The organism is Rheinheimera soli (genome assembly GCF_021290985.1).
Taxonomy (GTDB): Bacteria; Pseudomonadota; Gammaproteobacteria; order Enterobacterales; family Alteromonadaceae; genus Pararheinheimera; species Pararheinheimera soli.
Genome location: NZ_JAJOYU010000011.1, coordinates 103,644 through 124,854, shown reverse-complemented (window position 1 = coordinate 124,854; position 21,211 = coordinate 103,644). Strand labels below are relative to the sequence as shown.

21 protein-coding genes are annotated in these 21,211 nt (G+C 46.9%); 1 reads left to right on the top strand and 20 read right to left on the bottom strand.

The annotated features are described in order from the left end of the window. Window positions 1-25 precede the first annotated feature (25 nt). From alr to rpsF, 6 genes are all read right to left on the bottom strand, one after another. Window positions 26-1,111, bottom strand: coding sequence for an alanine racemase (gene alr, locus LSG37_RS09930; RefSeq protein ID WP_233079723.1), 1,086 nt, complete (start codon window positions 1,109-1,111; stop codon window positions 26-28). Further along, a complete protein-coding gene (gene dnaB / locus LSG37_RS09925; RefSeq protein WP_233007672.1) occupies window positions 1,111-2,502 on the bottom strand; it encodes a replicative DNA helicase in 1,392 nt (463 codons plus the stop codon). Before dnaB ends, alr begins: the two co-directional genes overlap by 1 nt. A 180-nt stretch (window positions 2,503-2,682) precedes the next feature. Then, a complete protein-coding gene (gene rplI, locus LSG37_RS09920) occupies window positions 2,683-3,135 on the bottom strand; it encodes a 50S ribosomal protein L9 (RefSeq protein ID WP_233079722.1) in 453 nt (150 codons plus the stop codon). A 38-nt stretch (window positions 3,136-3,173) separates the two neighbouring features. Beyond that, window positions 3,174-3,401 carry a 30S ribosomal protein S18 gene (gene rpsR, locus LSG37_RS09915; protein WP_008899548.1) on the bottom strand — a complete coding sequence of 76 codons (228 nt, stop codon included), beginning with the start codon at window positions 3,399-3,401 and terminating at the stop codon, window positions 3,174-3,176. A 10-nt stretch (window positions 3,402-3,411) separates the two neighbouring features. Then, a complete protein-coding gene (gene priB / locus LSG37_RS09910; RefSeq protein ID WP_233007670.1) occupies window positions 3,412-3,717 on the bottom strand; it encodes a primosomal replication protein N in 306 nt (101 codons plus the stop codon). 7 nt (window positions 3,718-3,724) lie between these two features. Further along, the gene (gene rpsF / locus LSG37_RS09905; RefSeq protein ID WP_008899550.1) at window positions 3,725-4,102 is read right to left on the bottom strand and encodes a 30S ribosomal protein S6; all 378 of its coding nucleotides are present in this window, start codon (window positions 4,100-4,102) and stop codon (window positions 3,725-3,727) included. 232 nt (window positions 4,103-4,334) lie between these two features. On the opposite strand from rpsF, the gene LSG37_RS09900 reads away from it, so the two are divergent. Next, window positions 4,335-5,699, top strand: a complete 1,365-nt coding sequence (locus tag LSG37_RS09900) for a class II fumarate hydratase (protein ID WP_233079721.1) — start codon at window positions 4,335-4,337, stop codon at window positions 5,697-5,699. A gap of 41 nt (window positions 5,700-5,740) precedes the next feature. Here the strand turns inward: LSG37_RS09900 and rlmB are convergent, their stop codons facing one another. The 14 genes from rlmB to tsaE all read right to left on the bottom strand — a co-directional run bounded on the left by rlmB (window position 5,741) and on the right by tsaE (window position 21,098). Continuing rightward, complete coding sequence (gene rlmB, locus LSG37_RS09895; RefSeq protein ID WP_233079720.1) at window positions 5,741-6,475, bottom strand: 23S rRNA (guanosine(2251)-2'-O)-methyltransferase RlmB; 735 nt, start codon at window positions 6,473-6,475, stop codon at window positions 5,741-5,743. A 92-nt stretch (window positions 6,476-6,567) separates the two neighbouring features. Further along, complete coding sequence (rnr, locus tag LSG37_RS09890) at window positions 6,568-9,000, bottom strand: ribonuclease R (RefSeq protein ID WP_233079719.1); 2,433 nt, start codon at window positions 8,998-9,000, stop codon at window positions 6,568-6,570. A gap of 57 nt (window positions 9,001-9,057) precedes the next feature. Beyond that, a complete protein-coding gene (locus LSG37_RS09885; protein WP_233079718.1) occupies window positions 9,058-9,675 on the bottom strand; it encodes a tetratricopeptide repeat protein in 618 nt (205 codons plus the stop codon). 180 nt (window positions 9,676-9,855) lie between these two features. Next, complete coding sequence (locus LSG37_RS09880) at window positions 9,856-11,154, bottom strand: adenylosuccinate synthase (RefSeq protein ID WP_233079717.1); 1,299 nt, start codon at window positions 11,152-11,154, stop codon at window positions 9,856-9,858. Window positions 11,155-11,287: 133 nt separating this feature from the next. Continuing rightward, entirely contained in the window at window positions 11,288-11,476 is a 189-nt protein-coding gene (locus tag LSG37_RS09875) for a DUF2065 domain-containing protein (protein ID WP_233079716.1), read from the bottom strand. Beyond that, entirely contained in the window at window positions 11,477-12,640 is a 1,164-nt protein-coding gene (locus LSG37_RS09870; protein WP_233079715.1) for an aminotransferase class V-fold PLP-dependent enzyme, read from the bottom strand. Between the two features lie 104 nt (window positions 12,641-12,744). Beyond that, window positions 12,745-13,629, bottom strand: a complete 885-nt coding sequence (gene hflC / locus LSG37_RS09865) for a protease modulator HflC (protein WP_233079714.1) — start codon at window positions 13,627-13,629, stop codon at window positions 12,745-12,747. Between the two features lie 3 nt (window positions 13,630-13,632). Beyond that, on the bottom strand, window positions 13,633-14,796 hold the full coding sequence (gene hflK / locus LSG37_RS09860; RefSeq protein ID WP_233079713.1) for an FtsH protease activity modulator HflK: 1,164 nt from the start codon (window positions 14,794-14,796) through the stop codon (window positions 13,633-13,635). 71 nt (window positions 14,797-14,867) lie between these two features. After that, the gene (gene hflX, locus LSG37_RS09855) at window positions 14,868-16,154 is read right to left on the bottom strand and encodes a ribosome rescue GTPase HflX (RefSeq protein WP_233079712.1); all 1,287 of its coding nucleotides are present in this window, start codon (window positions 16,152-16,154) and stop codon (window positions 14,868-14,870) included. Window positions 16,155-16,170: 16 nt separating this feature from the next. Further along, on the bottom strand, window positions 16,171-16,428 hold the full coding sequence (gene hfq / locus LSG37_RS09850; protein WP_053423891.1) for an RNA chaperone Hfq: 258 nt from the start codon (window positions 16,426-16,428) through the stop codon (window positions 16,171-16,173). A 96-nt stretch (window positions 16,429-16,524) separates the two neighbouring features. Next, window positions 16,525-17,445 (bottom strand): tRNA (adenosine(37)-N6)-dimethylallyltransferase MiaA, encoded by a 921-nt coding sequence (miaA, locus tag LSG37_RS09845; protein ID WP_233079711.1) that lies wholly within the window; start codon window positions 17,443-17,445, stop codon window positions 16,525-16,527. Continuing rightward, on the bottom strand, window positions 17,435-19,168 hold the full coding sequence (gene mutL, locus LSG37_RS09840) for a DNA mismatch repair endonuclease MutL (protein WP_233079710.1): 1,734 nt from the start codon (window positions 19,166-19,168) through the stop codon (window positions 17,435-17,437). Before mutL ends, miaA begins: the two co-directional genes overlap by 11 nt. Further along, window positions 19,168-20,616, bottom strand: a complete 1,449-nt coding sequence (locus tag LSG37_RS09835; RefSeq protein ID WP_233079709.1) for an N-acetylmuramoyl-L-alanine amidase — start codon at window positions 20,614-20,616, stop codon at window positions 19,168-19,170. Before LSG37_RS09835 ends, mutL begins: the two co-directional genes overlap by 1 nt. Continuing rightward, on the bottom strand, window positions 20,613-21,098 hold the full coding sequence (gene tsaE / locus LSG37_RS09830; protein ID WP_233079708.1) for a tRNA (adenosine(37)-N6)-threonylcarbamoyltransferase complex ATPase subunit type 1 TsaE: 486 nt from the start codon (window positions 21,096-21,098) through the stop codon (window positions 20,613-20,615). The genes LSG37_RS09835 and tsaE overlap by 4 nt, the downstream gene beginning before the upstream one ends. Window positions 21,099-21,211 lie beyond the last annotated feature (113 nt).

Below are 21,211 nucleotides of genomic sequence, written 5' to 3'. Positions count from 1 at the left end.
CCGACTGAAGTCGGCTTTTTGCTATTTAGGATTCTGCATTCAGATAGCGGAATTCGACCCTGCTGGTGATATTACATAGTAACTCGTAAGGAATAGTCTGCACCTGCTCTGCAATTTCTTCGACCGGCAAATTAGCCCCCCATAACAGCACTTCATCACCAATCTGCACGTCAGCCTTGCCAATATCCACAGTGGTCATATCCATAGAGACACGACCCACTATTGGATAACGTTGGCCTTTAATCAGTACAGGACAGCCATTGCTGGCCGCTCTTGGATAACCATCACCATAACCCACAGCGACCACAGCTAAGCGGGTATCGGCTGGTGCAGTCCAGGTACCGCCATAACCAATTTTATCTCCTTGCTTCACGTCACGCACAGCAATGACGCTGCTACTAAAGCTCATCACGGCTTTTAGCTGATGTTGCTCTGCTCTACCATGCTCTATCGGCGAAACACCGTATAAAGCTAAACCAGGACGGATCCAGTGACCGTGGCTTTGTGGCCAGACCAAAGTGCCAGCAGAATTGGCCAGGCAAAGCTCGCCTGCCAAACCTTCAACCGTTTTCATAAAGAGATCGATCTGCTGTTGGGTGCTATCAACCGTCAGTTCATCAGCACTGGCAAAATGAGTCATCAAACGCATCGGCTGGATCACATTAGCACTTTGACACAACTGCTGATAGGCCTGCAGAAACTCTTGTGGCAATAGACCTAAACGGTGCATACCGCTATCCATTTTCAACCAGACATGCACAGGTGAATCAAGCTCTGCGGCCACTAATGCCTCAACCTGACTTGTATGATGCAGTACGACTTGTAAGTTACTGGCGACCACCTGTGGTAATTCGTCAGCATGGAAAAAACCTTCCAGTAGCACTATAGGTTTGACTATGCCACCAGCGCGCAGCATGAGGGCTTCATCTATACGTGCGACACCAAAAGCACTGGCGTCTTTGAGTTGCTCAGCTACTTTCAGTAAACCATGGCCGTATGCATTGGCTTTTAATACCGCCAGCACTTTGCTGTTGGGAGCTGCAGCACGCACTTGTTGTAAATTATGCAATAAGGCCGCTAAATCAATGCGGGCCTGTGGACGACGACTCATTAATACTCGTCCTCAAAACGGGCAGTACCAGCGTAATTATCAAAACGTGAATACCGGCCATGGAAGGTCAGACGAATACGCCCTATAGGGCCGTTACGCTGTTTACCTATGATGACTTCGGCCGTACCTTTATCCGGGCTGTCGTCGTGATACACCTCATCCCGGTAGATAAACATAATTAAGTCAGCATCCTGCTCGATAGAACCGGATTCCCTTAAGTCGGAGTTCACCGGACGCTTGTCGGCCCGTTGTTCCAAACTCCGGTTTAGCTGCGATAAGGCTACCACTGGCACTTTTAACTCTTTGGCTAAGGCTTTCAGTGAACGCGAAATTTCGGCGATTTCTAAAGTACGGTTTTCCGATAAGCCAGGCACTGTCATCAGCTGCAGGTAGTCGACCATGATCATACTCAGGCCACCATGCTCACGCGCCACACGACGGGCACGGGAGCGGACTTCAGTCGGTGTTAAACCCGAAGCATCATCGATATACATTTTGCCTTTGCTGTTCAGCAATTCGATGGCAGAAGATAAACGCGCCCAATCTTCGTCGTCTAGCTGGCCTGTCCGCACTTTGGTTTGATCAATACGGCCTAACGACGCCAGCATCCTCATCATAATTTGTTCGGACGGCATCTCTAAACTGAAAATAAGCACGGGCTTGTCGCTGGTAATAGCGGCGTGTTCACACAGGTTCATCGCAAAAGTGGTTTTACCCATAGAAGGACGAGCCGCCACTATGATTAGATCCGACGGCTGCATACCGTTGGTCATTTTATCCAGATCCATATAACCCGTGGATACACCAGTTAAACCACCGGCACTTGGGTTACGGAACAGCTCGTCAATTTTATCTATGGTTTTCGACAAAATGCTGTTGATAGGTTCAGGGCCTTCATTGGAATTAGCACGCTGCTCAGCAATTTTAAAGACTTTGGTCTCAGCGAAATCGAGTAGTTCAGCACTGTTACGACCTTGCGGGTCGTAACCTGCATCAGCAATGTCGTGCGCCACTGAAATCATATCCCGTACCACAGCGCGTTCACGCACTATGTCGGCATACGCCAGAATATTGGCCGCACTTGGAGTGTTTTTGGCAATTTCGCCCAGATAAGCAAAACCACCAACGTCGGCTAATTGCTGACTACGCTCTAAGGTTTCAGACACTGTAATTAAGTCGATAGGCTGGTTGGCTTCAGCCACCCGCGACATGGCAGAAAAAATAAAACGGTGTGAACGTAAATAGAAGTCCTGCTCTACCACTTTTTCTGAGACCTTGTCCCAGGCATCATTGTCCAGCATTAAGCCGCCTAAGACGGATTGCTCGGCTTCAATGGAATGTGGCGGCATTTTTACCGCAGCGACTTGTTTATCTCTTTGCTTATTGTCCATAACACCAGAAGTTCTAGAAATTAGATCACAGGCTGATAGCACCTGCCAGGGAGCGATAGCCTACCATTAAAGCATGTATGACGGTTTGGAAAAATCAGTAAAGCGGAATTTTTTTAACGTAAAACGAAGGCAAAGCGGGGGAAGAATTGGGCACACAAATTTGTGTGCCCAAAAGGCTTATTAAGCCTCAGCAACCACTACTACTTTGATAGTAGCTGTTACTTCTGCGTGTAACTGCAGCGCAATGTTGAATTCGCCAGTTTCACGGATAGTACCGTTAGGTAACTTCACTTCAGCTTTCGTTACTGCAACACCTGCAGCAGTGATAGCATCAGCGATATCGCGTGTACCAACTGAACCGAACAATTTGCCTTCGTCACCAGCTTTAGAAGCTAAAGTCACTTCAGCCAGAGCAGCGATTTTCTCAGCACGAGCTTGAGAAGTTGCTAAAGTTTCAGCCAGTTTGGCTTCTAACTCAGCACGACGCTGTTCAAATTTTTCGATGTTAGCTTTGGTCGCTGGAACTGCTTTTCCCTGTGGGAATAAGAAGTTACGAGCATAACCAGATTTAACAGTTACGTTGTCGCCTAAACCACCAAGGTTAGCAACTTTGTCCAACAGAATAATTTCCATTGTAATACCCTCTCTGTATACGGTTTAACCAGTCGCTGTTAGCTATGTGAATCGCTGTATGGTAACAAGGCCAGGTAGCGTGCGCGTTTGATAGCGCGTGCTAATTGACGTTGATACTTAGCGCTGGTACCAGTGATACGGCTTGGGACAATTTTGCCACTTTCAGTGACATAATTTTTTAACGTAGCTGTATCTTTGTAATCGATCTCAATCACGCCTTCTGCAGAGAAACGGCAGAATTTACGGCGACGGAAATAACGAGCCATGAAACTTCTCCTAACTTAATATTTCAATCTGTTGGGCATGCAGCACCAGTTTAGACTGACCGCTGCGGCTCTGATGCCGGTTTAAAAAACCTGTCACCCGAACTTTGTTTCCCAGTTTCAAATTGTGAGTTTGTTGCGCTAACCCGGCTCCTGCACAGACCACTTGTAATCTGACATAAACCTGACGGTTAAAACCGGCTTCCTGCTGCACTGATTGGTGCTCAATCACTAAATAACTGTGAGGAATACCGGCCGGACTTTCGCTGTGGTCTACCTGACGGCATATAGTGCCAGTCACAACCAGGCTATTGTCCATCTGCAAATTACTCGTCGTTTGCTACCAGCTCATCTGAATCACGAGGAGCACGGTCACGACGTTCATCACGTACCTTGGCCATTGGTGATGGCTCAGTCACGGCAGTGTTAGTGCGCATGATCAGGTTACGCAATACAGCGTCGTTGAAGCGGAAGTTAGTTTCCAGCTCGTCAATTACTGCCTGTGGCGCTTCTACGTTCATCAGAACATAGTGAGCTTTGTGCAGCTTTTCGATTGGATAAGCTAATTGACGACGGCCCCAGTCTTCTAAGCGGTGAATTGAACCACCAGCTTCTTTGATCGCGCCAGTGTAACGCTCGATCATTCCTGGAACTTGTTCACTTTGATCTGGGTGAACCATAAACACGATTTCGTAATGACGCATTGTAGCTCCTTACGGTTAGTTAGCCTCGGGTGAGCTCGACCAGACTCGCATAGAGGCAAGGAACGTTCTGGATGGTCGAAGGGGCGGTATTCTAGGGGTTTCTTGCTGTTAAAACAAGCTACAACACGGATTTTTATCAGGCTATAGCGTCAATTCTGCGGAGATATTGCTATTTAACGGAAAAGCCCCCATAACATTTCCAACTGAGCAATAAATAAACAGGAATAAAGTCATGAGCTTTAGAACAGAACGCGACAGTATGGGTGAAGTGCAATTGCCTGCAGAGGCCTTGTATCAGGCGCAAACCCAACGCGCTTTGGATAATTTTCAAATCAGCCCTTTGACTATGCCTCCGGCTTTTATTAAAGCCGTGCTTCGAGTTAAACAAGCCGCCGCCGCCGCCAATCTTGAGCTGAAGTTACTGGAACCACAGATTGCATCTGCTATCAATTCTGCCGCAGAGCAACAACTGCTTGAACTGGATATGGCGCACTACCCTATCGATCTGTTTCAGACGGGTTCTGGCACCAGCACCAATATGAACGTCAATGAAGTGCTGGCGACTTTAGCCAGCAAAAGTTCAGGCCTTGCTATCAGCCCCAACGATCATATTAATCTGGGTCAAAGCAGCAATGATGTGATCCCAACCGCCATTCATTTAAGTGCTGCTGTTGCCAACCATCAGTTAATTGAGGCGCTGACCAGGCTGGAAGCTGTCATAGCGACTAAAGCTCAAGAAGTTGGGCATATCGTCAAAACAGGTCGCACTCATCTGATGGATGCTATGCCAGTGACTTTTGCTCAGGTGTTATCCGGCTGGCAGGCCCAAATTGCCCATGCCCGGCAGCAACTGGAGTTTGCACAGCAGCAGGTATTAGCATTGGCTCAGGGCGGCACAGCTGTAGGCACAGGCATTAATGCCCATCCGGATTTTGCTGCTTTGTTTTGTAAGAAGCTAAGTAGCCAGACAGGTTTAAAATTCAAACCCAGTTCTAACTTCTTTTTAAGTTTAGGCTCGCAAGACGCTATTGTGGCTTTATCAGGTGCGACCAAAGTGCTGGCTGTGGCGTTAATGAAAATAGCCAATGACTTACGTTGGATGAACTCTGGCCCATTAGCAGGTTTAGGCGAAATAGCCCTGCCGGCTTTGCAACCTGGTTCTTCCATTATGCCGGGCAAGGTCAATCCGGTGATCCCTGAGGCTGTGGCCATGGTGGCAGCTCAAGTGATAGGCAATGACAGCACTATTACAGTCGCTGGCCAGTCTGGCAACTTTGAGCTGAATGTGATGTTGCCCGTCATAGCCCATAACATCTTACAGAGCCTCGAGCTGTTAAGTTCTGCAAGCGCTGCCTTAGGTGAAAAGGCCATAGCAGGTTTTACGGTGCAAAAAGACAAGATTGATGAGGCTTTATCGCGTAACCCTATTCTGGTGACTGCGCTGAATCCATTGATTGGCTATTTAAAAGCAGCAGATATTGCCAAGCAGGCGTACAAAGAAAAACGGCCTGTCATTGATGTCGCAGTAGAACAAACCAGTTACAGCAGAGCAGAGTTAGAAAAGTTATTAGATCCGGCCCTGCTTAGCAAGGGTTAGAATACTTGGGGTCTGGCCACAAGGCTGACCCCATAACCGGATTACTGACGCTGACGCACGGCTTCAAATAAGCAGATACCAGTCGCGACCGATACGTTTAAGCTTGATACAGAACCAAACATTGGGATCTTCATCAGCGAATCACAATGCTCTCGGGTCAGACGGCGTAAACCATCGCCTTCAGCGCCCAAAGCTATGGCCAGAGGACCATTTAGCTTGGTTTGATAAATAGTGGTGTCGGTTTCACCAGCAGCACCTACCACCCAAATACCAGCGTCTTTTAACTCACGAATAGTGCGGGCTAAGTTAGTCACCGTAATAAAAGGCACTACTTCAGCAGCGCCACAAGCGACTTTACGTACTACAGGAGTTACTTTGACTGAACGGTCTTTAGGAGCGACCACTGCATGTACTCCAGCCGCATCAGCACTACGTAAAATAGCACCTAAGTTATGTGGGTCGGTAATGCCATCTAAAATCAGAATAAAAGGACTAGATTGCTCAGCGATAATACGGGCTAAATCCTGCTCGTTGCCGGTTTGCTGAGCGCGGGCTCTTGCCACCACGCCCTGATGCTGCGCGCCATTGACCTTTTCATCCAAAGCTCTGCGGTTGCAGTATTGCACTGACACGCCAAAATCACGGGCGAATTTCAGCAGCGGCTGTAAACGCTGATCGTCTTTGTCTTTTAAGATAAAAAGTTCAAGAACATCTTCCGGCGCACGTTCAAATAACGCACTTACCGCATGAATACCAAATACAAAATCTGCGCTCATCGCAACCTCAATTGAAATAGCAAAGCCCGGTAACACCGGGCTTTGGTTTAACTGTCGGCTAGTGTAGCAAAAACACCAGCCTATTGCTTTTGCTACTTACGTTTACGCGGTGCTTTACCAGGCCGTGGACCTGCTGGGCTTTTCGCTGCCGGACTTTTTGCTGCTGGTTTGCTACCCGCTGGCTTTTTCGCTGCAGGCTTTTTACCTGCGGGCTTTCTATCCGCGTTACCCGGAGCTGTTTGCTCTACACCGGCTTTACGGGCGCCTTTTTTGCGCATTGAGGCTTTTTCTTCCGCAGGTGTCATGGCCGCCTTTTTACTGGCGCTGACTTTGCGATTCGAGGTAGTGCGTTTTTCCATGCCCACTATGCCTAAATCAATTTTGCGCGCTTCCAGGTTCACCGCCAACACTTTGACTTCAATCAGGTCACCCATACGGTATTGCACATTGCTATGCTCGCCTTTCAGCACCTGACGCTCAGTATCAAAGTGGTAATAGTCGTTCTGGAGCGAAGTGACATGCACTAAACCTTCGATATACAAGTCGCTGATACGGACAAACAAACCAAAGTTAGTGACGGTAGAGACCACACCTTTGAAGCTGTCACCAATGTGATCCTGCATATACTCACATTTCAGCCAATCGGCTACTTCACGGGTTGCATCGTCAGCACGGCGTTCTGTCATCGAACATTGTTCACCCAAAGGATGAATTTGTTTTTCAGTGTAGCCTTTAGGCCCAGTCACTTTCTGACCCTGTGTTTGCAAAATGGCTTTAATAGCACGGTGCAATACCAGATCCGGATAACGACGAATAGGCGAGGTAAAGTGTGCATAAGCTTCTAACGCCAGACCAAAGTGGCCTAAGTTATCGCCCTGATACACAGCCTGCTTCATTGAGCGCAGCATAGTGGTTTCAATCAGCTCTTTATCCGGTCTGTCCTGCAGTTTTTGCAAGGTCAGCATCAGATCCAAAGGTGTTGGTTCCACCGGCAGATTGGCTTCAATACCTAATTCAGCAAGGAAACGTCTGAAGTTGGCAAAACGATCCGCGTCCGGGCGCTCATGCACACGGAACAAGGCAAAAGCTTCATGTTTTTCAATCAGCTTAGCAGCCGAAACGTTGGCTAAAATCATACATTCTTCAATGATCTTATGTGCTTCGTTACGGTGAATTGGCACTATCTGTTCAATTTTACGATGGCTGTTAAAGATAAAACGGGTTTCTACCGTTTCAAATTCAATAGCACCCCGTTCGGCCCGTACTTTCGCCATTTGTTTATACAGCGAAAACAGGTTATCGATATTGGTTAGGTTAGCTTCGTACTGCTGACGTAACTTCGGATCACCTTCTAATATAGCGTGAACCTTGTTGTAGGTCAGACGTGCACTGGAATGCATCACAGCTTCATAAAACTGATAACCGTCCAGTTTGCCTTGTTTGCTGATATGCATTTCAGCAACGAAACAAAGCCGGTCTGTATGCGGATTCAGTGAACATAAACCGTTGGATAACACTTCAGGCAGCATAGGAACCACATGGTCCGGGAAATACACCGAGTTACCACGTTCCAGCGCTTCTTTATCCAGCGGAGTATCTGGCATGACATAAGCACTAACGTCCGCTATAGCGACCCATAAATGCCAGCCGCCATCGGCTTTGCGTTCACAGTACACAGCGTCATCGAAGTCACGGGCATCTTCACCATCTATAGTGATTAAACCCAATTGCGTCAAATCAACACGGCCAGCCTTAGCTTCCATCGGTACTTCAGTACCATAGCCCGCCACTTGCTGTTCAACAGCTTTGGAAAACTCGTGGGGTATTTGATGGTTACGAATAGCGATTTCGATTTCCATACCAGGCGCCATATGTTCGCCCAGCACTTCAATCACTTTCCCTACAGCGTTGACTCTTTTGCTTGGTCGCTGGCTGATTTCAACCAACACCACCTGACCATGACGCGCTGCGCCTTCTTCACCTGGTGGTATCACAATGTCCTGGCTCAGACGTGGATCGTCTGGCACCACAACACCTAAAGCAAAATCTTTAAAGTAACGGCCTACTATAGGTTCATTACGGGCTTCTAAAATGCGGACTATACGGGCTTCCACTTTGTCGCGGCTGGCAAAATCGCTTTTCGATGCCAGCACCACGTCGCCATGCAGCAGACGTTTCATTTCAAAGTTAGGAATAAACCAGTCTGGACCACCTTGTTCCAGCTTTAAGAAGCCAAAACCATCGCGGTGACCTAACACAGTACCTTTGACTAAATCCAGGTCGTCGACCAGACCATAGCGTTTGCTTTTGTTAAACAGCAACTGGCCGTCACGTTCCATGGCGCGCAGACGTTTTTTCAGCGCAAACATCGCTTCATCGTCTGTCAGCTTTAATTCAGCGGCCAACTCTTCAAAGTAGGCAGGTTGTTGCCGCTGCTTTAAGTGTTCGAGGATAAATTCCCGACTAGGGATGGGGTTTTCATATTTTTCTTGCTCACGCGCAAGATGCGGATCTTTGACCGTCATGTTTTCTCTTTTTCACTAATTCAGCCTGCAGTGTAGCAGTCACAGGTGAATTTTTCACTACAATGGCCTTTTGGCCCTCGTTAGCGCAGCACCCGGCATTTTATTCGCCAGCTGAGCTAACAGCTGTTGCACCTCTTGGTGCGTTTTGGTGTCGGCGATCACGGTGTGATGCAGCCAACGGTAACAATCTTCCATATCTAAAGGACTGGCATCGCCTTTAATCAGCATTTGGGCAAAACGCATTTGCGCTTTTAAGTTGCCCAAACCTGCTGCTTCACGCAGATATAACACAGCTTTGCTGTTATCCTGCTGAACAAAACGGCCAATATGATAATAGCGCCCAACTTGCTCCAGTGCTTCAGGTAAACCCTGAGATGCAGCCTGTTGCATTAAATCCCAGCCGCGTTCAACGTCTTTTTTCACACAAACGCCAAAGGCCAGCATATCACCATATAAAAATTGGTAGGCTGGCACTTTCATCACATCTGCTCTGGCCTGAATATCATTCACCAGCTGGCAGTCATCTTTTTGCACCCGCTGTAAATGCACATTTTGTTTAATTAAATCCAGCAGTTCATCCTGAGTATAAAGCTGTACTACTGTTACTTCCTGTGTTTTGGCAGGCAAGCTAAGCAGCGCAAGAACTGAACTTAAGACTAAACAACAAAACTTCATAGTTACCCCGGGCCATAGCCACTGATATTTATACACTTAGATAAAAAACATACAAAAATCAGGCCATCGCAAAAGACAGTGTTCTGACACCAGCATATCCTGTTTAGTTCGCAGAGCAAAATAGCCTGCTCTAAAAGCAAAAACGCTGCACATGGCAGCGTTTTTTCTATTTACCGTGGATTAAACGGCAAATGGATGACGCAGCGTGATGGTCTGAATACGATCCGGGCCTGTTGAAATAATATCAATAGGTACACCAGTGATCTCTTCCAGACGCGTAATGTAGTTGCGAGCTTCAACTGGCAACTCTTCCAGCTTCTGTACACCAAAAGTACTTTGGGTCCAGCCCGGCATTTCTTCAAACACCGGAGTAACGACTTCATAGCCTTCAGCTGCCATTGGCGGCACATCAGTGATAGAACCGTCAGCTGCTTTATAGCCAATACAAATTTTGACAACACTTAAGCCATCTAAAACGTCGAGCTTAGTTAAGCAGAATCCTGAGATACTGTTTAACTGCACAGCACGTTTCACTGCAACTGCATCAAACCAACCACAGCGGCGTTTACGGCCAGTAGTTGCGCCAAATTCATGGCCTTTCACACCTAAGTGTTCACCGACTTCACAGTCCAGTTCTGTTGGGAACGGGCCTGAACCCACGCGGGTGGTATAAGCTTTCACAATACCTAACACATAGTCTAAATAACGTGGGCCAAAACCAGCACCAGTAGCTACGCCACCAGCAGTAGTGTTAGACGAGGTCACATAGGGGTAAGTACCGTGGTCAATGTCTAATAAAGTACCCTGGGCACCTTCAAACATGATTTCTTTACCGGCCTTACGAGCTTTATCCAGTAAATCGGTCACGTCTACTACCATAGGCTTTAACACATCAGCTATAGCTAAAGCGTTGTCTAAAGTAGTTTGGAAATCAATCGCATCCACTTTGTAGTACTGAGTTAAAGTGAAGTTGTGCAAATCCATCAGAACTTTCAGCTTTTCAGCAAATAATTCAGGATTAAACAAATCACCTACACGCAGACCACGACGCGCTACTTTGTCTTCATAGGCTGGACCAATGCCACGACCTGTAGTACCAATTGGCTTATCGCCACGGGCTACTTCGCGCGCTTTATCCAAAGCCACATGGAAAGGCAGGATTAACGGACAAGCTTCGCTCAACAACAGACGCTCTTTCACCGGAACACCTTTTTGTTCCAGCATGGCCATCTCTTTCAATAAAGCTTCAGGGGATAACACTACACCGTTACCAATCACACATTTTACGTTTGCACGTAAAACACCTGATGGGATCAAATGTAATACCGTTTTTTCACCGTCTATTACTAACGTATGACCGGCATTATGGCCGCCTTGATAGCGCACCACATAGCTTGCCTTGTCAGTTAACAAGTCAACGATTTTTCCTTTTCCTTCGTCACCCCATTGGGTTCCGAGTACGACAACGTTTTTGGCCATGGTTCCTACATCATGGAGAAAAATTAGGCGGGGATTCTACCAAATTAACAACCAAAGTTCAGCGCGATTGAGAAAAAAAAACCAGATATTTTCTTTCTGGTTCTTTTTCAACAACTAAAGGGGCAAAAAATGCTTATGGCGCAAAGAAAATCAGCAGTAAAACTCCGGCAATCACCAAAAACCCGCCCAGCTGTTGCATCTGTATTGTAGGTTGATCTGCAATTTTTCGTAGGTATGAACGCCATCTGTTCGGAAAAAACATAGGGCCCAAACCTTCAATGATCAGAACCAGCCCTAGAGCGGCCCACCAATAGTCAGCCATTTAGCCAATATCCTTTAAACAAGACAAATTGTAATCTGCTGCATTGTGATACAAAGCAAATCCAAAACGCAGTCTGTCACCCCTATAATCCGTCATGATGCCCTGCTGCTTTAATGCAGCAGCAATACGGGCAACGTCGCCAGCGGCAAAACGAAAAGTTAAAAACTGACCTTGTTGCTGATCTTGTTTATCCAGTAAATGCTGACGATTTAACAGTGGATGCTGTATTTCATCCAGTAAGCGAAGAAAAGCCTGTTGCAGGTTTTGGATATAGGCTTGCACTTTTTCTACGCTAAGGCCTTGCTGCTGATACAAGTCAAATACCGCCAGCACACGGTACAAGGCCGAACAATCCATAGTAGCTCCGGCAAACCGATAGCCGTTGTTGGCGTATTGCACCTGGCCTTGTTTGGCCTTTGCCAGTTCACCAAATTCAGCAAACCAGCCTGTGTAGATGGGTCTGTGTTCACTGCTTTTTGGCACAGCCATAAAACAGCAACCTTCACCCCCCTGTGCATATTTATAACTACCAGCCAGATAAAAAACGCGCTCTGCTATAGCAGATAAATCAGTCGGCACCGCCATAAAACCATGATAACCATCGACCACTATCATAGCGTCTGTGATTTTATCCAGCGCCTGTACCAATGCAGTTAAGTCTTTAATACCAACACCAGAGTTAAAAAACACCTGACTGAAGAACACCAGATCAACAGGCTGAGCTACAACTGCGGCCGCTAATCGCTCTGAAAAGCTGGCAAAAGGTTCAGTCGGCACTCGAATCACATTGACTGTGGTTAACTCAGAGAGGCGGTTGATCTGACGATGAAAGCTATGGAACTCGCTGTCCGTGGTGACCACTGTCAAAGGTTTGGACCAGTCAAAGCAGCTTAATAAACGCATAACAAATTCATGGGTATTAGGCGCAAACACAATTTGCTCAGGCTCTGGCAGCTTTAAAATTCGGGCTATATGTTGTTGTACCGCTGGCACTTTTTCACCAAACACCAAATCCCATTTATCATCCACTAAGCAAGCGGTGTCATCCCAGTACGCCAAGGTAGCGTCACGGGTCACGTCAGGCCAATAATGATGGGAGTGACAGGCAAAATGTTGTTTACCCGGGTTGGCTTTTAAGAAGTGCTGATAAAACTGCTGATACATATCAAAATCCTTACGAAAGACACAGGCAGAGTAACCGAAAGTAGTTTAAATAGAAAAGGCCCCGCAGGGCCTTTTCTATTTAGTGAAAACCAGCTGTTGTCAGCTTAGTTTTGCACTTTGTCTGACTTCATATATTTGAAGAAGTCGTTGTCTGGCTGGATCACCATCACGTCGTTTTTGTTCTGGAAGCTGTTTTTATAGGCTTCTAAACTACGAACGAAACTGTAGAACTCGCTGTTTTTGCTGTACACATCTGCATAAACTTTTGCAGCAGAAGCATCACCTTCACCACGCACAGTACGAGAGTTACGCTCAGCGTCGGCCACCATAATAGTTACGCGGGCATCTACGTCAGCTTTGATAATTTCAGACTGTTCCATACCACGGCTGCGGTGTTCTTTTGCCACTGCAGTACGCTCAGCACGCATACGTTGGAAAATGGAGTTACTGATTTCGTCAGGTAAATTGATTTTCTTCACACGAACGTCAAGGATATCAATACCTAATTCTTTTGCAGCAGCGCCGGCCTGTTCCATCGCACGTTGCATCAGTTGAGTACGCTCGCCTGACACAATTTCCTGAATGGTACGGCTACCAAACTCAGTACGTAAACCGTTGTTGATGTACTGCTTTAACAGCACTTCAGCCTGAGATAAATTACCGCCTGTGGATAAGAAATACTTACCAAAGTCGGCAATACGCCATTTTACATAGCTGTCGACCAATAAGTCTTTTTTCTCAGCTGTGACAAAACGGTCAGACGACGGATCGGCCAATGTCTGGATACGGGCGTCAAGTTTACGAACGTTTTCAATCAGCGGCACTTTAAAATGCAGACCAGGCTCAAATACGCGCACCAGTTCGGCGTCATCACGCTGGATTTTACCAAAACGAATGACTATACCGCGTTCGCCTTCAGGGATAACAAAGACTGAAGACACCACTCCAATACCCAGGATAGCGATTAAGGCTAATACTAAATTTTTCATCACTTAACCTCTGCCAGTTCTGGTGCTGTCAACACGGCTTGCTTCAGGACGCAGATCCGGAGTTCTGCTGTCGTTATCATTGGTTCTGCTGCTTGGCGCTAATGGATTCACCGCAGGGGCTTTGGTATCGCCGCTGTTGTTGATCATTTTGTCCAAAGGTAAATACATAATGTTATTACCATTTTTCACATCAACCAGTACCTTGGAGCTATTGCCATACACCTGTTCCATAGTCTCTAAGTACATACGGTCACGGGTCACTTGTGGTGCAGCCAGATATTCAGGCAGCAGTTTCTCAAAACGAGCCACTTCACCCTGAGCTTTTAACAAGGTTTGTTGTTTATAAGCTTCAGCTTCCTGCATCATCCGGTTGACCTGGCCACGGGCACGCGGTTCAATTTCACGGGCATAGGCTTCGGCTTCACGGATATAACGTTGTTCATCTTCCTGCGCTGAAATCGCATCATCAAAAGCTGCTTTCACTTCTTCTGGCGGACGGGCGTCACGGAAGTTCACATCGACCAGTTGCAGGCCCATAGTGTACAGGGAAATAATCTGCTCAAGCTCGGTTCTGGTGTTTTGACGGATCACTTCACGACCTTTGGTCAGTACGTCATCCATGACTGAGTGACCTACGACATAACGTAAGGCTGCGTCTGTCGCTTCACGTAAGCTGCTGTCGGCATCAACCACAGAAAACTTATAAGCACGGGCGTCAAACACACGGTACTGAATTTCAAAGGTAACACGAACCAGGTTTTGATCCTGAGTCAGCATAAAACCATCAGTACGTAATGAACGAACGCTGGTGATATCAACTGGCGTCACTGTATCGATAAACGTTGGTTTCCAGTGAATACCAGGCATCACTTCAGAGTGATACTGACCAAAACGTAAGATCAAACCCCGTTCTGATTCTTTAATGGTATAGAAGCCACTGAAAGCCCAAACCAGTAATGCAACCACAAGTATCAGTATCAGAGCGGCAGAACCACCACTGTTATTACTGCTGTTGTTGCCAGTGTTTTTATTGCCACCAAAGATACCACCGAACTTTTTGCTTAAGTTGCGGAAGACTTCATCTAAATCGGGCGGGCCCTGATCACGACCACCTTGTTTCCAAGGGTCATTATCTTTGCCGTTATTGCCCGGCTCGTTCCAAGCCATGCTTCACTCCATCTCTAATTGTGATATTGAAACTAATGTATCAAAAAAAGCTCTGTGCTGACGATAAAAAACTAAAGACTGACTATATAGTTTTGTAACAGTCCGTCACTTTGTTTCAGTAACCGCGCCCACTCTGCTTTTGATAAGGCTATTCTCACTTGCGTTTCACCCAGATCGCTAAAAGATTCGGTCTGAACCGCTGATAATTCATGTAAACGTGCCCGCCACACGGCTGCATCAGCAGGCAATTTTAATTCCAGTTGCATATAGTCATCCGCCAGACGTTCGCGGATCACTTGCAACAGTAATTCGATACCCACACCTTGCTTCGCTGAAATATACACAGCAATAGGTTCAGCCTGCTCATTGTATTCTATACGGGCCTGCTGCTCAGTCTGGTCAATTTTATTAAACACCAGTAACTGCGGCACTTGATCAGCGTCAATTTCATGCAACACCAGTTGCACTTGCTTGATATTGTCCGCCATACGCTGATCGGCCACATCAATCACATGCAGTTGCAAGTCCGCATCACGGCTTTCCTGCAAAGTAGATTTAAAAGCTGCGACTAAGTCATGAGGCAAATGCCGGATAAAACCAACGGTATCAGCAAAGATAATAGAACCAAACTCAGGCAGTTTCACTTGCCTCAGTGTTGGGTCTAAGGTTGCAAACAGCTGATCGGCTGCATACACATCCGCACTGGTCAGGCGATTAAATAAGGTAGATTTACCGGCGTTGGTATAACCCACTAAGGACACCACAGGAATTTCAGCACGTTGTCTGGCTTTACGGCCTTGCTCACGCTGCTTACTGACTTTATCCAGCTTCACTAACAAAGCCGTGATTTTATCCCGCAGTAAACGCCTGTCGGTTTCGAGACGGGTTTCACCCGGACCTCTCATACCAATGCCGCCTTTTTGCCGCTCAGCGTTGTCCCAGCCACGCACTAAACGTGACGACAAATGCTTCAGCTGTGCCAGTTCGACCTGCAATTTACCTTCGTAGCTGCGGGCACGCTGGGCGAAAATATCCAGGATCAGAGTGGTACGATCAATAACCCGGCACTGACAAAGCAGTTCCAGGTTACGGGTTTGAGCCGGGGTTAAAGAGTGATTAAAAATAATCAGATCAACTTGTAGCTCAGCGACAGCTTGCGCTAGTTCTGCCGCTTTGCCACTGCCAAGAAAAAACTTAGCATCGATCGTACTACGGTTGGCAGTCATCACAGCACGTGATTCAACTCCAGCCGACGACACAAGCATCTCCAGTTCCTGCAAATCTTCACTGGCACTGTCTTGTGAAAGATAGATATGCACAAGGATTGCTTGCTCGGCCACAATTTCGCTGTCAAACAAGCTTAAGAATTCCCGATTATTCCATCTCGTCCATTTCGCCTGTACCAGTACCATGGCTAGCCATAGTATTGACAGCACGAGCTGGGACTACAGTAGAAATGGCATGTTTATACACCATTTGACTGACTGTGTTTTTCAGAAGGATCACAAATTGATCAAAAGACTCGATTTGTCCCTGCAATTTAATACCGTTCACCAGATAAATAGAGACTGGGATACGCTCGCGTCTTAAAGTATTTAAAAACGGGTCTTGTAACGATTGGCCCTTTGCCATTTTCGCTTTCCTTATTTCTAATTATGTTTCTCTATATATGGATTATTATATTATTTTCAAGTCGTTAAATAACAACTTTTTTTCAATTATCTTCAACTAGCTTAGCGAAGTTAAAATGGCTTGCAAGTTTTCCGCCTGTTTGTCTTCGGTTTTTAACCAATTTAATTCAGGCCAACTGCGTAACCAGGTCAATTGCCGTTTCGCCAATTGACGAGTAGCGGCAATGCCTTGTTCCAGCATTTCCTGCTCAGACAGCTGTCCTTGCAGGTGTAACCACATCTGACGATAACCCACACAACGCATTGAAGGTAAATCTAAATGCAGATCAGGTCGTTGCATCAAAGTTTTTACTTCATCAGCAAAACCACAATCCAGCATTTGCCGGAATCTGACAGCTATACGGTGGTGAAGTTCAGACCGATCTGTTGGATTGATAGCAAATTGTTGCACTGGGTATGGAAAAGGCTCACCTTTGTGCTCCGTCAGTTCAGTCAGACTCTTGCCCGTAAGTCGGTACACCTCTACAGCTCTGTTTACCCTTTGTGGGTCGTTCGGATGAATACGAGCCGCCGATACAGGATCAAACTCTGCCAGTTGCTGATGCAAATAACCCCAACCGTGCTCTGCTGCTTCAGCTTCTATCTGTTGTCGTATTTCTGGATCTGCTTCAGGCAAAGGCGATATGCCCTGCAACAAAGTGCGGAAATACAACATAGTGCCGCCTACCAGAATAGCGGTTTTCCCCCTGCTGTGGATATCAGCAATAAGTCGTAACGCATCAGTGCGAAAATCTGCAGCCGAATAAGCAGAAGCCGGATCAAGAATATCAATTAAATGATGAGGTGCATCCAGAAGTTCTGCCGCAGTAGGTTTGGCAGTGCCTATATCCATACCTTTATAAATTAAGGCACTGTCGACACTAATCAATTCAGACGGGATGCTTTTATACAGCTCAATAGCCAATGCAGTTTTACCGCTGGCTGTAGGCCCCATTAGAAAAATAACTTTAGGATCCATCTGAGTCCTGTAATAACTTGATAGAGGTGGTTAAATCCAAAGGCACAGCATGCCAATGTGGTCCCTGCTGATTTAACATCGGAAAATGTTTTACTAAAGAAGCAGCCTGCAGTACTCCACCGTTTAATAACTGTTGCAGCAATAAGCTTAGCAGTTGTGTGTCCTGCTGTTGCAACCAGTCTTGCCACCACAGAGGTAACCACTGTGCTACCGCACTTTGTCGCAGCCATGCAGGTACAGCTCTTACAATCAGTGTCTGGTTATTGACCAAAAAATCAAAGCCCAGGTGGCTTAATAAATCCGCTTTGCTTAGCAAAAACTGCTGTTCTGTCTGTTGTAACGTTAAGCGCACCGGCATTAACAGAGGCAAAGGATCTGCACCTTGTTCAAGCCACAATGGGGCAGCGCTGGCAGCTATATCGATGACCCATAGTTGATCTGAAACAGAGCACAGCAGATAACGATTCTGGCTTATCAAAGCTTCCTGTTGTACAACAGAATCTGATTGCTCCACTCGCTGAGTTTTTTCAGCAAAAACCGGCCAGCTTTGTGCTGCAGGTTGCGCCACAGCAGGTCTGTAGGGTTGACCTGCATAAGCCGAAGGTCGGGCTGCATAAGAAGGAGTTGTAGCTGATGGCTGCACTTGTCTCTGCGCAGGCAATTCCGGCATAACAAAGGCCGCAGATTCTGGCGGAGCTGTCACCTCAGCACTGTGTTGTTGTGGTTCTAACTGCAACAGCGCATTGGTCAAAGCCGACGCGACAAAGTCATGCACTAAACGGGCCTGATGAAACCGTACTTCATGTTTAGCCGGATGCACATTGACATCCACCTGACGTGGATTGATGTCCAGATAGAGCACAAAAGCGGGTTGCTGTTCAGCGCTTAGCAGAGAGCCATAAGCCTGACGTATCGCATGATTGAGCAATTTATCCTTCATCATACGGCCATTGACATAGCTGTATTGGCATTGCAATTGCTCTTTACAGGCTGAAGGTTGCAACACCCAGCCCCAAAGCTTTAAGTCATCGTATGCCACCTCAACAAAAGCAGCCTGTTCCAGAAAGTTTTTGCCACACAAAGCAGCTACACGTTTTTGCTGGGCTTCGCGACTATCGGCTTTTTTCAGTTGCCGTACTGTCTGACCGTTATGAATTAAAGTCCAGCTGACATCAAAGCGGCTTAATGCTAAACGCTTAACCAATTCATCAATATGAGCGAACTCGGTTTTGTCGCTGCGCAAAAACTTACGCCGCGCCGGCGTATTAAAAAACAGATCCAGCACTTCAATACTGCTGCCATCCGGATGAGCTGCTGGTCTAATTTGCACCTGCATATCACGGCCTTCGGCGTAGGCTTGCCAGGCTTTATCCTGAGTTGCAGGCTTTGAGGTTAAAGTCAGACGGGAAACAGAACTGATAGAGGCTAAAGCTTCGCCCCTAAATCCAAGGCTGACAATTTGCTCCAAATCATCCAAAGAACTGATTTTACTGGTGGCATGCCGGCTTAACGCCAAGCCTAATTCAGCTTCAGCTATACCGGAGCCATTGTCGCGAATGAGGATTTTTTTACTGCCGCCGCGCTCAATCTCAATCAAAATTTGATCAGCACCTGCATCCAGGCTGTTTTCAACCAGTTCTTTAACAACAGAAGCTGGCCGCTCTACCACTTCGCCTGCGGCAATCTGGTTCGCCAGTTGAGGAGGTAAAATCTGAATAGGCATCAGGGGATCCTAAGCACCTGACCAATCAGAATATTGTCGCTTTTCAGATTGTTGTGCCGACGCAGTTCCGCCATGCTGACGCCATACTGTCTCGCCACTCTGGACAAAGACTCACCGCGTTTTACTTTATGAGTGCGGTTACCACTGCTGGCCACAGTCGCCGATCTATTCTGCGAAGTGGGCATCACAGTAGGCACAGAACGGCCATTATTTTTATGTGCGGCAAATAATGAATCTGCTGGTGGTGATTTCTCAAAATAACGTTTCACCGCCCTGAAAATCGCCTGCGCCAGCTTATGCTGATGATTTGGGTCTTTCAGTAAACGCTCTTCGTTGTAGTTAGAGATAAAACCGGTTTCTACCAAAATAGACGGAATATCAGGCGCTTTTAACACAGCAAGACTGGCCGCTTGTGGCTCCTTTTTATGCAAATGTGCCACGGTCGACATTTCACGTAAAACTTCTTTAGCCACTTCAAAACCAGTCACCATCGAATGGTTCATCGACAGATCCAATACGGTTTGTGCCAGGTAACGTTCGTTGGCCGAGTCTTTGATAATCTCGCCTACTCCACCTAATAACTCTGAGTGTTGTTCAGTTTGCTCCAGCATCCGGCCCACTTCAGTAGTAGCACGGCGCATGGACAATACCCAGACCGAAGCGCCATGAGCTTTGCGGTTTTGCACTGCATCTGCATGAATGGAAATTAACAAATCGGCTTGTTTCTGCCTTGCGATCTCAGGTCTTTTATTCGGGTGGATGTAATAGTCACCGGTACGGGTTAATACAGCTTTTAAACCGGGCTGTTGATTAATCATCGCGGCTAACTGCCGTGATACCGACTGAGTAATAATTTTTTCGTGGGTACCTTTAGGCCCCACAGCACCAGGGTCCTGACCACCATGACCAGCATCAATTGCAATAATAATATCGCGACCTGTGGCTCTGCTGCTTGTTGTCCCCTGTGACGCTGACGGAACCGATTGAGACACAACAGGTGCAGGGGTGGATGGCGTGACTGAAGTCACTGGCGCGCCCTGACTGCCGGACGAACCAGCCCCTTGAGCTTTTAAATCAACAACTAAACGATGGCCATAAGGAGGTGAAGGTGGCAAAGAGAAAATGCTGTCGCTGACAGGAAAAGACAATTCAATAACTACTGCGGTAGCAGCACTTGGAGTGCGGCTGGCATACACACGTTTAACTAAGGGCGAGTCACCAGTGACAGCGCCGATGTTTAAGCTGTTTACGCCGGCCAGTTCGATTTCCAACCGGCTTGGATTACTTAAGCGTTTTACTTTATGTGAAGGTGCATTGGCTAAATCCAGCACCAGTCGGGTGTTATCAGGTGCATGCCAAATCCGTACGCCTTTGACACTGTTCACTGCCCAGCTGTGACTGCAGAGCAGCAACAGCATCAGGCTAAGCACCCGCACTATCAGACTCATTGAGCCTGACTCCATTGAAGATCGATAGCGTCCATCCATACCACAGCTTGCGGCTGATTGGCTGTCACTCGAAGCTGGCGTTGATTTTGATCAATCTGCAGTTGCAATTCCAAATCGGCATCAGCCAATAAACCATAACCACGTTCTGGCCATTCAATCAGACACAAATTGCCTTTGGAGAAATAATCCCGAATGCCCATAAACTCCAGCTCTTCAGGGTCGCGCAGCCGGTATAAATCAAAATGGAATATGTGTTGATCGGCAATAGTGTAAGGTTCAACCAAAGTGTAAGTTGGGCTTTTTACATTGCCAGGATGCCCCATAGCCTGCAATAGACCACGGCTGAAGGTCGTTTTTCCCGCACCTAAATCACCTTGCAAATAAAGCACAGCACCTTGCCGCAAATGGGGTGCAAATAAGGCGGCCAATGCCAAAGTAGCGGCTTCATCCGCTAAATGAAAAATGTAGCTTTTAGCTGTCATCTGTACCTAAGCTGAGTGATCTCAGTCATAACTATTTTGTAAGCGCACGTGCTGTTCAAGTACAGCAGATGAATTGGCCGCTATGCTAACAAAAACAGCGCAGTGCAGCCAGT